This window comes from Neptuniibacter sp. UBA6509 (assembly GCA_002435145.1).
Taxonomy (GTDB): Bacteria; Pseudomonadota; Gammaproteobacteria; order Pseudomonadales; family Balneatricaceae; genus Neptuniibacter.
The window spans coordinates 1-16,049 of the sequence record DJLT01000005.1 but is presented as its reverse complement, the minus strand read 5'-3'; the positions used below and the strand labels follow the sequence as shown (position 1 = coordinate 16,049).

The window sequence follows — 16,049 nt, the reverse complement described above, 5'->3', positions numbered from 1 at the left end:
TATCTGTGTTGTAAATCAGTTAGTAAATACTAGGCCATTGACCCAATATTCATCTGCATTGCCTAGGTGCATTCTATGATTGAAGGTCAAATTGTATCCATAAGCTTCCAAATGAAAACCTTCATTATGATTAGCTGTTTCTAAAGCTCCAAACCAAAGCAGTGGAGGGTAGCCATCTGTTCTCATTAAAAGGTCTGGACAGGCAATGAATGCTGCGCAGGTATCAACCCCCCCCGCTAGGCTGAACTGTTTAGGAAGTGAGGATATTCGTTCTCTGGCTGCAGCAAGGGAATACCCGTCCATAGCCGGGAAGTACAGCCCGATAATATCGGTTTGTCGTAGTTTATCTAAAAGTTCTTGATGCCGGGATTGAGGGCTAATGGTTAAGCGTTCAATAAGACAGCCTTTGTAGTGATTATCAAAGCTGTATTCGGGGTAACGTGAATTATAGGAGGAGCAGACAGCAGGTAAAAATGTGCTTTGTAACAGCTCGCCCGCATCATGAATGCTTTGCTTAGGAATGATGAAAGGAACATAAGGCGCATTGCAAATATTTTGTGTTTCAGGGTCAGCTTTTAATTGTTTTAATAGGGCTTTGATCTGACTTTTGAAATTAGTTAAATCGGTACTACCCTGCCCAAGTAGAGCCGTCATTTGGTGAAAGATGGCTTCTAAATCAATTTCAGGGGTATTACATTTGAAGTAACGGCGAACTGTTGTATGGGCCGATTCTGAAATGTTGTCGGGAATGCAGCGTCCAAATTCATCAAATAAGCTTGTCATTTATAAATACTCTAAGGCCGATTAGTCGTTAATTAATGTTATGTGGGCTGCTAATCAGTGAGGCTGTCTGAATCAGAAAAACCTTCACCCCAAGGCACAGGGAGAGTGGTGTATCTAGATGTGATCTCAGTGTGTTTTTTGATGAATTTTTCGTCTTCCCCAATTAGACAGTCAGGGCGGTGAGGTCCTAGCCAAGGGTTACGCATTCCTCGATTTAATATTTCTTGTAAAGGTGTTTGAAAAATATTGCCAATAGACATATCAATATAAGGGCAAGGTGTAATTTCGCCTGTTGAAGTCACCGTGATAATTCCTTTAACGGTAATGCACCCTTTGTAGGAACCATATGACGGTGTCATATGAGAGAAAACGTTATATTGCTTTTCTAATTCTCGCAAAATATCAGCATCTTCTTTTTCAATAACAAATTCAGGGTGCTCAGTGCATGAACCAGTCGGTTTCGCATATGATACATAAAGCCCTACTCCCTTATTTGTTGCGAATTCACACATCTCTTTAAATTCAGCTGTTTTAACTCGCCCTTTAATAAGCACGGTCGATAATAGGAGATTAAGCCCTGCATTGATAGAAGCGTCAATCGCACGCATGACACGCTTATATGAACCTTTTTTATTTCGGAAGTTATCGTGTTCCTCTTCGTTCATGCTATCGAGAGACAATTGAACTTTTTCTACTCCAATCTCTTTGAGATGCTTCGCTCTTTTATCATCAAGAAACCAACCGTTGGTGTCCGTAATTATATAATGTTTTTCTGGATCTATTGCCGCGACGACTTCATCAAAGTCTTTCATGACTAAAGGTTCCCCACCAGTGATAACGAACCTAGCTAAACCTAACTCATCGGCTTCCTCGGACAGCTTTTTAACCGCCTCTAAATCAATTTTACGGCGATCATCTTGAATGTGATGGATTTTGTTTAAGTGCCGATCCATGTAGTACTCTGCAGAACAATGAGTGCACTGAAAATTACATAGGTAGCTTTTCTCTAAGCGAATGATCGGGCTAATTTCTCCACGCGCTTCCATTTCTGAAACTTTGGCTAGCTTGGATGCGATGTAGGGTTTTCTTGTGGCTAAATCGTTTCGCCGAGTTAACTCGTAGCTAGTAAGCGCCGAGTTTGAAATATTTTCTGTTGAAGACATTAGATTGTCTCCTTGGCTGTTATCAGTGGAAGTGGAAAGCAGTGAATAATTGCTGCTTATATTAGTGCTGCTCTATATTATGCTTGCTTTAGCACTTGTGAGATCGTTTCTGCAGAGTACTCTAACATCTCTTTACTCAGAGCAGGCTGTACACCAATCCAAAAAGTGTCTTTCATTACTATATCGGTCATCTCTAGAGATTCTGAAATACGAAATTTTTGTGACTGCATATAAGGTTGGCAAGCTACATTGCCCGCGAAGAGTAATCTAGAGCCAATGTTGTGATGATCTAGGTGTTGCAGTAACTCAACTCGACTTATGGGGCTGTCTTCTCTCAAAGTAATGGGGAAGCCGAACCATGCGGGTGACGATTTGTGAGTTGCTTCAGGGAGAATGATATATTCTTCCAGATGTGACAGTGCTTGCTTCAAAAATGAAAAATTATCTTTTCTAGCGCTTATGAAGTCATCTACTTTTTCTAGTTGAGCGAGCCCGCATGCTGCTTGCATATCCGTAATTTTTAGGTTGTACCCTAAGTGGCTGTAAATGTATTTATGATCATAGCCTTCAGGTAGTGAGCCTTGTTGGCGGCAAAACCGCTTGCCACACGTATTGTCCTTTCCAGGTGGGCAAAAGCAATCTCTTCCCCAATCTCGGAATGATTCGATAATTGGTTTGAGCTTTCCGTTATTCGTGTAAACGGCTCCGCCTTCTCCCATCGTAATATGATGGGCAGGGTAAAAACTCAGTGTTCCAATATCTCCAAAGGTACCAACCTTTTTAATAGGATTGTCAGCTAATTCGCTGTTATAAGTGCTACCTAGGGCATCACAAGTATCTTCAATGACCCATAGATTGTACTTGTTGGCTATCTGCATAACCTTGTCAATATCAAAGGGATTGCCCAGTGTGTGGGCAATCATAATAGCCTTTGTTTTGGGTGATAATGCCGCTTCAATCTTATCCGGGTTTATATTGTATGTTGGGATGTCAATATCTACGAAGACGGGCACTAGACCATATTGAATAATGGGGTTGATGGTCGTAGGGAAGCCAGCTGCAACTGAAATGACTTCATCGCCTGGTTTTAGCGCTAAATTTCCTAGTTTTGGTGAGGTTAATGTGGCGAGAGCTAACAGATTTGCAGACGATCCCGAATTAGTCGTCAGGGTATGCTTAACGTCAAGAAAGCGGCTGAGCTGTTCTTCAAACTTATCATTATATCTTCCTGTGGTTAGCCAGCCGTCCAATGACGCTGAAACCATATATTGTAGCTCTGTTTCTCCCATAAGCTTTCCGGAAGGAGGGATAGGAGTAATTCCAGGAGTGAATGTCTTAGTATCAAATTTTTGGGCCGAGTATTGTGAAACGAGTTCGGCAATTTGTTTGCGTAGATCATCTTGTGTCATTATAAAGCTCGGCCTGTGATCGCGTGTCTATGATTCACAATATTTTTGAATTTGTTTAAGAGTGAATGCGCGGATATCTTCATCGTTGGAGTAGGCTTTGTACCAGCTTACTGTGTGGCTTAAGGCTTGCTCTATTGTCCATTTAGGCTGCCAGTTTAATGTTTTGATGGCTTTTGTACAGTCGAGTCTTAATGTCTGAGCTTCGTGCACACTTGTTGAGGTTTCTTGGAGTGTATAAACCGCGTTTTCTCCCCATAAGTTACTAAGCTCTTTAACAATATGCTTGACCGGTTTTATGTCATGCTTATGGGGTCCAAAATTCCAAGGTCCAGCGTATTTTTTATCTTGACGGTACATAGCCTCGCATAGAATAAGGTATCCAGATAAAGGTTCTAATACATGCTGCCAAGGTCTAGTGGCATTAGGTGAACGAATAATAGCGTTTTGTTGGGTGGAGAACGCTTGAATAATATCTGGAATTAAGCGATCTTGAGCCCAGTCTCCACCTCCTATCACGTTGCCTGCTCTGGCTGATGCTAAAATAACGCCACTTTCTTCAAAAAAAGATTTGCTATATGACGATGTTATGAGCTCTGAACATCCTTTGCTGGCACTGTAAGGGTCATGTCCGCCCATAGGATCAGACTCTGTAAAGGCATTATTATTTTCGATGTTTTCGTAGCATTTATCAGACGTTATATTCAAAATGCAACGTACGGTGGATGTGTTCCGTGCTGCTTCCAGTATGTTGACCGTACCTAAGACGTTTGTTGTGTATGTTTCGATAGGTTCTTGATAGCTTTTACGAACCAGAGGTTGAGCTGCAAAATGTATAACTATTTCCGCTTCAGATTTTCTAAGAGAATCTTTAAGTGTTGTTAGGTCTCTAATATCTGCAATATGCGATGTGATTCCCGTATTTATATTGGCAAGGGAAAAAAAATTGGGAGTTGTTGGCGGTATTAGTGAGTAGCCACAGATATCAGCGCCCAGCTCTTTAAGCCATAGAGTGAGCCAGCTGCCTTTAAAGCCTGTATGACCTGTAATAAATACTTTCTTTCCTTTCCAGAACTTAACGGTTATTTCCATACTTTCCACGGTGCTGAACCGCTTTCCCATAGCTCTTGAAGTAGGGTGTGATCCCTCAGTGTATCCATGGGTTGCCAAAAGCCTTCATGTTTATATGCTGCGAGATCGCCTTCTGTGGCTAGCTTACTAATGGGTTCCTGTTCCCAAGTAGTCGTGTCATCAACGATATAATCAAGAACGTCTGGAGATAGTACGAAAAAACCTCCATTGATCATTGCCCCGTCACCTTTTGGTTTTTCTTGGAAGCTATTGACCATATCCCCCTGCATGTCTAAAGCGCCAAACCTACCAGGAGGTATCGCCGCAGTGAGGGTTGCTTTAACTCCTTTTTGTTTATGGAAATCGATAAGCTCTTTTATATTAATATCACTCACACCGTCGCCATAAGTGAAGCAAAAGGCTTCTTCTCCTTGAAGGTATTCGGAAACACGTTTAAGCCTACCCCCGGTCATTGTGTCTGGACCGGTATCAACAAGTGTTACACGCCAGGGTTCTACAAACTGATGGTGTACTTCCATTTCATTTGAGCGCATATCAAAAGTAACGTCTGACATGTGTAGGAAATAGTTGGCGAAGTACTCTTTGATGACATAACCCTTATAGCCGCAGCAAATAATAAAATCGTTTATGCCATGTGCGGAGTAGATTTTCATGATATGCCATAAGATGGGCTTTCCTCCGATTTGAATCATCGGTTTAGGCTTAAGGTGTGTTTCTTCGGAAATTCGAGTTCCTAGTCCGCCAGCAAGGATTACTGCTTTCATGGTGTATCTTTCCTTATCTCTGGGAGTCGTTATTTAACTTGTTAAAAATAACGTCTGGCGTTGTTATGAATGTTAAACGGTTAGGTCGGCATTTTTGGGACAAACTTAAACTGGTTTTGCTTGTCTTTTTACAGATACCGTAAAACAAATGTTTATTTAGATCTATATAAAGGCTAAGCATAGAGGAATTATGCTAAAAGTCAAAAAAATGCCGCCATGTCATTTTTCTGTGAGGGCTTGAGTTCTATGTCATTTATTTGACATTGAGCTATATGATTGCCAATATACTGCTATCGAAGATAGATTGAGAATAGTAGGATGAGTGCGCAATCCCACGTACTAATTATTGATGATGACCTAAGTCGCAGAGAGCTGATTCAATCGGCGCTGACGTTTTTAGATCGCTCCTTCACTTTTTATGGCTTTGTTGATTGGCTGCAGTCTGCTGAATGTGAATTTAGTGGCGAATCAGTTTCTATGGTTCTATTAGGGCAAAGTCAGCTTCCTATCTCATTAGAAAAATTACTCAGAAACCTGCAAGAGAAAACACCTAATGCTGCGGTAGTCACTCTGGGTGAGTGGCTAGAAGTTGAAGAGTTGCCTGCGGCTCTTAAAAACGGTGTAACAGGTCAGTTGGATGTTCCCTTCAGTTACCAAGAGCTTCTTGATCAGCTGCATAAAGTGCAGTTGTTTACTCAGAAACAGTTAGCCGGTGAGGCTGCTTGCCAATTAAATGCTGATCAGTTTTCCAATCTTGTTGGTATGAGTCAGCCAATGCAGCTTGTGCGTCAGGCGATGGCTCAAGTAACAGGGCGAGATGTAAACGTCCTGATTACAGGCGAGTCAGGTACCGGAAAAGAGGTGGTTGCTCGAAATTTACACGATTTCTCTGCCCGTGCTAATGGTCCGTTTGTGCCTATTAATTGTGGTGCTATTCCTGCGGATCTGTTGGAAAGTGAGTTGTTTGGGCATGAAAAAGGTGCTTTTACCGGTGCGGTTTCAAGCCGAGCCGGTCGATTTGAATTGGCTAAAGGCGGTACGCTTTTTCTAGACGAAATCGGCGATATGCCCCTTCCGATGCAGGTCAAGTTGTTAAGGGTGCTTCAGGATCGAAAGTTTGAGCGTATTGGTGGTGTTAAAACTCTCGATGCTGATATCCGAGTCATCGCTGCTACCCACAAAAATTTAGAAGAGATGATTGAGGCGGGCGAGTTTAGAGAGGATCTTTATTATCGGTTAAATGTTTTTCCGATTGAGATGCCGCCTTTAAGGGAGCGTACTGAAGATATCCCGTTGTTATTAAATGAGCTGGTTCGGCGTTTAAATGATTTAGGTTTTGAGTCGGTCAGGCTTCAGGGTAGTGCGCTTGAATCTTTGTCGCAGCACCTATGGCCTGGGAATGTTCGTGAACTCGCAAATCTAATAGAGAGGCTCGCTATTCTTTACCCTAACGGTGTTGTGGGGGTGTCTGAGCTGCCGAGTCGGTTTCAGCATGTGGCGGAGCCTAATCCTGAAAGATATGTGGCGGATCAATCCGTTGTTCAGAGCGCGCCTGTGAGTTTTCAAAACGTTGAGCCCTCTCTGGATCTGCTGCCTGAGGAGGGAATAGATCTTAAAGCGCACCTCGAAATGATTGAGAAAGCATTGATTGAGCAGTCATTGACTGTAAATGATGGTGTGGTGGCTAGGGCTGCTGAGTTATTAACAATTAGACGAACGACGCTGGTGGAAAAAATGCGTAAATATGGGATGCAGCGTAAGTAATATGAGTAGTGAGCAGGTATATCAAGCGCGTATTGATGAGTTAGAGCGCGAGTTAGCTCAAGCTAAAGAGTTATTGCGTGGTGAAGCATTGCAGCGGCAGAAAAATGAAGATGTAAATGCTGGATTAAGTGATCGCTTTAAAAACTTGTTAGCTATCATGCCTGCGGGTGTTGTTGTGATTAACGGTGCGGGTTTGGTTGCTGAAGTAAATCCAGCGGCGGAAGCTTTTTTAGGTACCCCGTTAAAAGGGCAGCCGTGGTTTGAGGTGATAAGTCGTAGTTTTGCACCTAAAAGCGATGATGGGCATGAAGTTTCATTAAAAGATGGTCGGCGTGTAAGTTTAATGACGCGGGCTATGGATAGTGAGCCGGGGCAGTTGGTTCTTCTGACAGATCAGACAGAAACGCGCTTGTTGCAAGGGCGTTTATCTCATTATCAACGCCTTTCAGAAATGGGTAGGATGATGGCGTCGCTGGCGCATCAGATCCGTACACCGTTATCAGCAGCGCTTTTGTATGTTGATCATCTAACGCGTCAGGATCTGCTTCCCGAGCAGAGACAGAAGTTCGCGAACAAAGCCAAGTCTCGTTTAACGAATCTAGAGCAGCAGGTTAGAGATATGCTGATCTTCGCGCGAGGTGAGATGCGCTTAGATGATGTTATCAGCACGGTTGACCTGATGCGTGAATTGGAAGATATGCTGGACTTGCCACTTGTCCAGCATGATGCGGATTGTGATTGTATAAATGATGTCCCTGATTATCAGCTTCAGTGTAATAAAGAAGCGTTGTTGGGTGTATGTATCAACTTGGTTGAAAATGCTTTGCAGGCGAGCGGCAAAAATAGTGAGCTAGTCATTAAGTTTGAAGATACTGACGGTCGATTAGGTATAAGCATTATCGACCAAGGCCAGGGGATGGATGCAGCGGAAATCAAAAATGCATTAGAGCCATTTTATACCACCAAATCTCATGGTACAGGACTTGGCTTGGCGGTTGCGCAGGTGGTTGCGCATGCCCATCATGGCGAATTCAAATTACAATCAGCGTTAGGTGAAGGCACGGTAGCGACGCTTCTCTTGCCTTGTCTATCAACATAATAACTAAAAGTTAAAGATTAAAATCATGCCAAATAAAATAATGATTGTGGAAGATGATAATGAATTGCGTGAGGCGTTATGCGATACATTAGAGTTGGCCGGTTTTGATTATATTGAAGCGCCCGATGCTGAAGAGGCGCTGAAACTGTTGTCGGCTCATCAGGTTGATATGGTTGTGACTGATGTAAATATGCCGGGTATGGATGGGCATCAGCTCTTAGATGAGATTCACAAGCTGCATCCCGGTCTTCCGGTTATGTTGATTACTGCGTTTGGCCAAGTCAGCAAGGCTGTTGATGCGATTAAGGCAGGTGCCGTTGATTATTTAATGAAGCCGTTTGATTCGAGTGCTTTGATTTCGGCTGTTCGGCGTTTTGCTGTTGGTTCTGTTGAGGCTTCCGAAGTACAGCAGCCTATTGCTGAAGAAGCCAGTAGTAAGCAGTTATTGCAGTTGGCTAGGCGGGTGGCGTCATCTGATTCGACCGTCCTTATTTCAGGCGAGTCGGGCACAGGTAAAGAGGTGTTGGCTCAGTATATTCATAATAATTCACCTCGCTCAGGCAAGCCGTTTATTGCCATTAACTGCGCGGCAATACCTGAAAATATGTTGGAAGCTACCCTGTTTGGGCATGAAAAAGGTGCGTTTACTGGGGCTTATGCAAGTTCTCCGGGTAAGTTTGAACAGGCTGAGGGCGGGACGTTATTGCTAGATGAAGTTTCAGAGATGGACTTGGGGTTGCAAGCTAAATTGCTGCGTGTATTACAAGAGCAAGAAGTTGAGCGCATCGGTGGTCGTAAAGTTATTGCATTGAATGTGCGAGTGCTTGCAACCACAAACCGTAAGCTGGAATCTTATGTGGCAGAGGGGCGATTTAGAGAAGATCTGTATTACCGTCTCAATGTCTTTCCCTTGCAGTGGAAACCGTTAAGAGAGCGTCCCGCAGATATAGTGCCGTTAGCTGAGTTGCTCTTTCGTAAATATTGTCAAAAAATGCAGCGCCCCGCTGTTAGTTTATCAGCGGATGTAGGAGAGGCGTTATCTTCCTATTCATGGCCAGGGAATGTCAGGGAATTAGATAATGTTGTGCAGCGAGCCCTCATTTTGCAGTCGGGTACGGAGGTTCGCGTAGCTGATCTAATGTTAGATCCTGCAGATATCTCTCAGGCTGAAATTGTAGAAGATACACCTGCCGTTGAAGAGGATGATTTGGCTGGGCAGTTAGGGGAAGGTATGAGGCAACATGAGTTCCAATTAATTATAGATGCGCTCAAGTTAACTCATGGAAGTCGTAAGGATGCAGCCGAAAATCTAGGAATAAGTCCGCGGACATTGCGCTATAAATTGGCAAAGATGCGTGAATTGGGTCTTGATCTGGATAAATTGCTCGGTCGTTAACGTCTTTAGTTGATTTTCTGAGGCCCCGTAAATAGGGCTTCTAATGGCTTATAGGGACTAAGGTCTTAGGCTGGATATACCAATGTCTAATTCAGTGAGCCGTGCCCCCTTCTGTATAAATCTAAGTCTGATATTTAACCTCATTACGCCTGATAATAAAAAACAGTACAAAAGGCGATCTGAGGATAGTATATAAATACAACAATCAAGCTAAGGGCATCACGATGAGTGAAAAGGTATATCCAGTAAGTCCGGAGATTGCGGCAAACGCGCACATTGATAACGAAAAATATCAAGCGATGTATGAGCAATCTGTTAACGATCCGGATGCGTTCTGGGGTGAAGCAGGTAAGCGCCTGGATTGGTTCAAGCCATACACTAAAGTTAAGAACACATCTTTCGATCCACATAATGTTGATATTCGTTGGTTCGAAGACGGCACGTTGAATGCTTCATACAACTGTCTAGATCGTCATCTAGAAACACGTGGCGACCAAGTTGCAATCATTTGGGAAGGTGATGACCCAAGTGAATCTGAAAATATTACCTACCGCCAGTTACACGAGCGTGTATGTAAGTTCTCCAATGCATTAAAAGCACGTGGCGTTGAGAAAGGCGATGTTGTTACTCTATACATGCCAATGATCCCAGAAGCTGCTGTTGCTATGCTCGCTTGTACACGTATTGGTGCTGTGCATTCAATCGTTTTTGGTGGTTTTTCTCCTGAAGCACTTGCAGCGCGTATCGAGGGTGCAAACTCTAAGGTTGTTGTAACGTCTAACTACTCTTTGCGTGCAGGTAAATCTGTACCGCTTAAAGCTAACGTTGATAAAGCACTAGAGCATGATGCTGCTAAAGCTGCTGTAGAGAGCGTTATCGTTGTTAAGCGTGTTGACCAAGATGTTGCTTGGAACGACAGTGTTGATGTTTGGTACGAAGATCTTGTTGCTGATGCTTCTGCAGATTGTTCTGCTGAAGAGATGGAAGCAGAAGCGCCAATGTTTATCCTTTACACGTCTGGTTCTACTGGTGCGCCAAAAGGTCTTAAGCATACAACGGGTGGTTACATGGTTTACGCTTCCATGACTCACGAGTATGCATTTGATTATAAAGATGGCGACGTCTACTGGTGTACTGCCGATGTTGGTTGGGTAACGGGTCACAGTTATATCGTTTACGGACCGCTTGCTAACGGTGGCACATCTGTAATGTTTGAAGGTGTTCCAAGCTACCCAGATAACAGCCGTTTTGGCCGTGTTATCGAGAAGCATAAAGTTAACCAGTTCTACACTGCGCCAACAGCGATCCGTGCTCTAATGCAGCAGGGTGAAGACGTTCTGGGTGATTCTGATCTGTCTACGCTACGTATTCTAGGTTCAGTAGGCGAGCCAATTAACCCAGAAGCATGGGATTGGTATCACCGTATTATCGGTCAGGGTCGTTGCCCAATCGTTGATACATGGTGGCAGACTGAGACTGGCGGCATGATGATTATGCCTCTACCAGGTGCTACAGCCGCTAAGCCGGGTGCAGCTTCACGTCCATTCTTCGGTGTTCAGCCTGCTCTGCTTGATGCGGATGGCAAGGAACTAGAAGGTGCATGCGATGGTAACTTGGTAATTAAAGATTCTTGGCCTGGTCAGAGTCGTTCAATCTGGGGAGACCATGAGCGTTTCATCCAGACTTACTTCTCTACATATAAAGGTGTATACACTACGGGCGATGGCGCGCGTCGTGATGAAGATGATTACTACTGGATCACTGGCCGTGTTGATGACGTAATTAACGTATCTGGTCACCGTATGGGTACAGCTGAAGTAGAATCTGCTCTGGTTGCTCACGCAGCGGTTGCAGAAGCGGCTGTAGTTGGTTACCCGCATGAAGTTAAGGGTCAGGGTATCTACGTTTACGTTACTCTACAGTCTGGTTACGAGCAGTCTGATGAGCTTCTAAAAGAGCTTCGTCTACACGTTCGTAAAGAGATCGGTCCGATCGCTTCTCCAGATTTGATTCAGTTTGCGCCGGGCATGCCTAAGACGCGTTCTGGTAAAATCATGCGTCGTATCCTGCGTAAGATCGCTGAAGATGATTTTGATGCGTTAGGTGATACATCTACGCTAGCTGATCCAACGGTTGTAGATGACCTAATCAGCAACCGTATGAACCGTTCAGACTAATATTTTTTATAAATTAGTCTAAAAAACTCCCGTAAGCCTCGGAATATCGAGACTTGCGGGAGTTTTTTGTTTTATAGTAGTGGCTTAATCACTGGAAAACCGTTCCTTTAGCGGTCGGCGTTCGAGTAAAGATTTCTTAAGGGGGAATTGGACGCATGCAGTTAGCGCAAAAAATTATCATAGCAGATGATCATCCATTGTTTCGTGCCGCACTAAAGCAGGCGGTAACTCAGGCTTTGCCTGGAGTGGAAGTGATCGAGGCTGATTCTTTGCCAGCAGTGCAAGAAGCTGTTGATCAGCATTCAGATGCAGATTTGGTATTACTTGATATTCATATGCCGGGAACCAATGGTTTTTCTGGTTTAGTCTTTTTACGCGGCCAGAGTCCTGGAATACCGGTTGTTGTTGTATCGGGTAGTGAGCAGCCGTACATCATGAAGCGTGCTATTGACTATGGTGCGTCTGGTTTTATTCCTAAATCATCTTCTCTTGAAACAATAGCGGACGCTGTTGTTGCTGTTTTAGAGGGTGAAGAGTGGTTGCCGCAAGAGGTTGCGGATAACTTGCCTGATGTAAGTGAAGATGATCAAAAGTTTGCTGAAGCTTTAGCGGCGCTGACACCTCAGCAGTTTAGAGTTTTAACCATGTTGACCGAAGGTTTGCTTAATAAGCAGATTGCTTATGAGTTAAATGTCTCTGAGGCAACGATAAAAGCACATGTGACGGCGATTCTACGTAAGCTTGGCGTGCATAGTCGTACGCAGGCTGTCATTGCTGCTCAGCGATTAGGTGTTGAACCGCCTAAGACGGATGTTGATGCTTGATTTAGTAGTTAATAAAAAAGGCGCTTAAAGCGCCTTTATTATTGTCTGCTAGGTATGGATTTTCTATAGATTTTAGCTCTTTTCAGCGCGAGCTGTTGCAATGGTTTTGTTGATCATGGCGCGTAAGGCTGCAGGTTTAATCGGTTTTGTCAGTAGTTGAGCGTTATTTTCACGGATCTCTACTTTAACTTCATCAGTTCTATCGGCGGTGATAACGATGGCAGGCGCTGGGTCACTCAATAAGGGTTGTATCTCGTTAATCGCCATAATGCCTGTGAGTGTCTCAGATAAGTGGTAATCCGCTAAAATTATTTCAGGTTCGAATTTTTCTTTTTGAATCTTTTCAATAGCTTCTTTGGCTGAAAGTGCGGTTAATACTTCACAGCCCCAACCATTCAGTAGGGCGGACATGCCTTGCAAGATGGTAGGTTCATTGTCGATAACAATGGCGCGAATACCGTTAAGGCCTTTGCTGCGTATCCAGCCTCGGCTCTCAGGTTTCTGTTTAACGGCTTTTTCCGGGTCGCCTAAAGGAATTTCAATGCTGAAAACGGTTCCTTTGGTTGGCCACGAACGAACATTTAATTTATGGCCTAGCATTTTTGCAATACGTTCCGTGATGGCAAGGCCTAGTCCTAACCCTTGTACTTGGGAGTGTCTAGGGTTATCGATGCGGCGGAACTCTTCAAAAACCTCGCTTAGCTTGTCTTCTGCTATGCCAACGCCTGTATCCCATACTTCTATTCTGAGCATGTTTTTGCGTCGTCTACAGCCTAAGAGTATTTTGCCGTCCTGAGTGTAGCGAATGGCATTTGATAAAAAGTTTTGTATTACTCTGCGTAGAAGTTGTTGGTCTGATTTTACAATTTTGTTACAAGCTACAAAGTGAAATTTCAGATTTTTCTTTTCAGCAACGGCTGTAAATTCAGTGTTTAAAGCACGAAGCATATCGCTCATTGAGAAGTTGCTAATGGATGCTTCAAGAGCGCCAGCATCTAGCTTGGAAATATCTAGAATAGCTGTAATAAGCTCTTCTGCTGCTGTTAGAGAGCCATTGAGGTTTTCAACTAGTTGATTGGTTTCGCTGCTTTGGCTTTGGCTTTGCTGCGCAAGGGCGGAAGTAAACAGTCGTGCCGCATTTAAGGGTTGTAGTAAGTCATGGCTGGCTGAAGCTAGGAAGCGGGTTTTACCAATATTGGCATCATCGGCATCAGATTTTGCTTGCCTTAACTCGTCTTCCATAAGTGAGCGAATTGTATTCTCTTTACGCAACTCTTTGTTAACAACGGAGAGGGCGTGGGTTCTTTCTCGTACGCGTTGTTCAAGTGTTTCATTGGTTTCTTTCAGTGCTATTTCAGCTTTGCGTCGTTCAGTAATATCTTGATAAAGGGTAAAGCAGCCAAGGACGTCGCCGTACTCGCCAATATGAGGGATGTATTTCACTTCGGCGTAGCGGATGCTGCCATCCATAGTCGGTAGAGTGGTTTCAAAACGTTGCTGGATGCCTTTTAATGCTTCAGCAATATAAGGGCTGCGCAGTTCATATTCATCTTCTGGAATGATTTTGTATAAGGCTTTTCCTGAGATCGTGTTTCTATCTAAGTCAAATGTGTCAGCATAAGCTTTGTTGATGAATAGGTATCGCCTTTCAGGGTCTAGGTATGCAATAAGTACAGGTACATTATCTGTGTATATACGGATATTTTGTTCACTTTCACGCAGGGCTTCTTCGACGTGCTTGTGATCGGTGATGTCCATATAGGTATTAACATAGCCCCCATTTGGCATAGGGTTGCCGCGTACTTCTAAAACGGTCCCATTTGGACGAAAGCGCTCGTAGCTGTGTCGTTTGCCTGATTTGAGAACGCGGAGCCTTTTCTTTACCTGTTCTTCATGTTTTCCAGCACCGTATTCACCTTTGATGGCATTGAATCTAAAAACTTCTTCGATGGGGCGTCCTATGCAGATAAGGCCTTCTGGGTAATCAAACATCTCCACATAGACGCGGTTCCATGCAACAAGTCTCATCTGCTGATCGACAACGCTAATGCCTAGGCTGATATTTTCAATAGTGGATTGTAGTAAAGATCTGTTGAAGCGCAGTGCTTGTGATGCTTCGTCTACAATGGTTACGACATCGCCTATGTGCATGTCTTTGCCACGTAGAGTTGATGCTAAGACGATGCGTGCTGAGGATGCGCCGATCACGCCAGCAAGAAGGCGTTCTGTAAATTGTATGAGTTCTGGCGTCGCTTTATCGCCTGTGAGTGGTGGTTCTTCTCCTCGTTGTAGGGCGAAACCTGTGAATGCATGTTGAGTTCGGCTAAGTCCTAGAAAGCGCTCTGTGAGCATCTGTAGGTCGCCAACAGTGACCTGGCCATATTGTCTTGAGCTCTCAGTGAGGTCTTTATTGTATACATCAACAAATGCACTTGCTTGAATGCGGTCGACTAGGCGGGGGTTGGTGTATCTAGATACCAGAACGTAGAGAACGGTATTTACAAATAGAGACCAAAAAACGCCGTGTGTTAGTGGGTCTAATGCGTGTAGGCCGAAAAGTCCTGTAGGTGTGAGCCAGGTGATACCAAAAATGCCATTTTCAATGTATTCAGGGCCCAGTAGGCCTGCTTCGCTGAAGGAGGGGAGTACGAGTGTGTAGAGCCATAGTAAAAAACCACCAATTAGCCCCGCGAGTGCTCCGTGGCGAGAGCCTGTTTTCCAATAAATTCCTCCAATAATCGCAGGAAAGAATTGTGCAGCAGCGACAAATGCGAGTAAGCCAAATGAAGCAAGGGGGGATTGCTCGCCAAGAATTCGATAGTAGAAATAGGCAAGTATCATCAAGCACATGATTGTTATGCGCCTAACGCGTAATAACAGGGCGCCTACGTCTTTATTGTCCGAGAGTCTTAGCCAGGAAATGCGGAAGAGTAATGGCATTATGATGTCATTGCACACCATTGTTGAGAGGGTAATGCTGGCAACAATAACCATACTGGTTGAGGCTGAGAGTCCGCCGATAAATGCGAATGTTGCGAGTTCTTTGTAATCAGCAGCCAGTGGAAGCATGAGTACGAATGTGTCGGCGTCAACGTCGGTTCCGTCGAAATACAGCATGCCGGCTGTTGCGATTGGAAGGACAAAAATAGCCATCAGAATGAGGTAGATAGGGAATAGCCAGCGAGCAAGTTTGAGGTGGCCTGAGTTTGTGTTTTCTACAATAGTGACGTGAAATTGACGCGGAAGGCAGATGATAGCGGTGCAGGCGAGCAATATTTCCGTCAAAAAACTGTCGTCAAGAAAAGAGCTGTAGTTACTGTTGTTATGTAATTGGGTTGCTACGTTGTAGGCTAAATCATCAAAACCCTCAAATACTTCCAAAGTAACAAAGATACCTACTGCCAAAAAGGCGGTTAATTTCACAATCGATTCGAATGCTACGGCAAGAACTAGGCCTTCATGGTGTTCAGTGGCATCTATATGTCTTGTACCAAATAGAATGGCGAAAATTGCCATCACAATGGCAACGAATAAGGCGGTATCACTACCTTTACTGATTACATCCTCTGTCCCGGGGGTTA

General features: G+C 44.0%; 11 protein-coding genes. 5 read left to right on the top strand and 6 right to left on the bottom strand.

What is annotated here, in order from left to right; all coding sequences use genetic code 11:
• Positions 1–15: 15 nt before the first annotated feature.
• From B4K11_RS00700 to rfbF, 5 genes are all read right to left on the bottom strand, one after another.
• On the bottom strand, positions 16–783 hold the full coding sequence (locus B4K11_RS00700; protein WP_292956571.1) for a hypothetical protein: 768 nt from the start codon (positions 781–783) through the stop codon (positions 16–18).
• A gap of 50 nt (positions 784–833) precedes the next feature.
• Complete coding sequence (locus tag B4K11_RS00695; protein ID WP_292956574.1) at positions 834–1,946, bottom strand: radical SAM/SPASM domain-containing protein; 1,113 nt, start codon at positions 1,944–1,946, stop codon at positions 834–836.
• Positions 1,947–2,023: 77 nt separating this feature from the next.
• Positions 2,024–3,355, bottom strand: a complete 1,332-nt coding sequence (rfbH, locus tag B4K11_RS00690) for a lipopolysaccharide biosynthesis protein RfbH (RefSeq protein ID WP_292956577.1) — start codon at positions 3,353–3,355, stop codon at positions 2,024–2,026.
• A 27-nt stretch (positions 3,356–3,382) separates the two neighbouring features.
• Positions 3,383–4,444 carry a CDP-glucose 4,6-dehydratase gene (rfbG, locus tag B4K11_RS00685; protein ID WP_292956580.1) on the bottom strand — a complete coding sequence of 354 codons (1,062 nt, stop codon included), beginning with the start codon at positions 4,442–4,444 and terminating at the stop codon, positions 3,383–3,385.
• On the bottom strand, positions 4,435–5,208 hold the full coding sequence (gene rfbF, locus B4K11_RS00680) for a glucose-1-phosphate cytidylyltransferase (protein WP_292956583.1): 774 nt from the start codon (positions 5,206–5,208) through the stop codon (positions 4,435–4,437). The genes rfbG and rfbF overlap by 10 nt, the downstream gene beginning before the upstream one ends.
• 318 nt (positions 5,209–5,526) lie before the next feature.
• On the opposite strand from rfbF, the gene B4K11_RS00675 reads away from it, so the two are divergent.
• The 5 genes from B4K11_RS00675 (at position 5,527) to B4K11_RS00655 (ending at position 12,468) form a co-directional block, all read left to right on the top strand.
• On the top strand, positions 5,527–6,972 hold the full coding sequence (locus B4K11_RS00675) for a sigma-54 dependent transcriptional regulator (RefSeq protein ID WP_292956586.1): 1,446 nt from the start codon (positions 5,527–5,529) through the stop codon (positions 6,970–6,972).
• 1 nt (position 6,973) lies between these two features.
• Positions 6,974–8,071, top strand: a complete 1,098-nt coding sequence (locus B4K11_RS00670) for a sensor histidine kinase (protein WP_292956590.1) — start codon at positions 6,974–6,976, stop codon at positions 8,069–8,071.
• A gap of 25 nt (positions 8,072–8,096) precedes the next feature.
• The gene (locus tag B4K11_RS00665; RefSeq protein WP_292956593.1) at positions 8,097–9,467 is read left to right on the top strand and encodes a sigma-54-dependent transcriptional regulator; all 1,371 of its coding nucleotides are present in this window, start codon (positions 8,097–8,099) and stop codon (positions 9,465–9,467) included.
• 224 nt (positions 9,468–9,691) lie between these two features.
• Positions 9,692–11,644 carry an acetate--CoA ligase gene (gene acs, locus B4K11_RS00660; RefSeq protein WP_292956596.1) on the top strand — a complete coding sequence of 651 codons (1,953 nt, stop codon included), beginning with the start codon at positions 9,692–9,694 and terminating at the stop codon, positions 11,642–11,644.
• A gap of 155 nt (positions 11,645–11,799) precedes the next feature.
• Positions 11,800–12,468, top strand: a complete 669-nt coding sequence (locus tag B4K11_RS00655) for a response regulator transcription factor (RefSeq protein WP_292956599.1) — start codon at positions 11,800–11,802, stop codon at positions 12,466–12,468.
• Positions 12,469–12,540: 72 nt separating this feature from the next.
• Here the strand turns inward: B4K11_RS00655 and B4K11_RS00650 are convergent.
• Positions 12,541–16,049: hybrid sensor histidine kinase/response regulator (locus tag B4K11_RS00650; RefSeq protein ID WP_292959186.1), on the bottom strand; the 3,509-nt coding region annotated here is incomplete at its 5' end.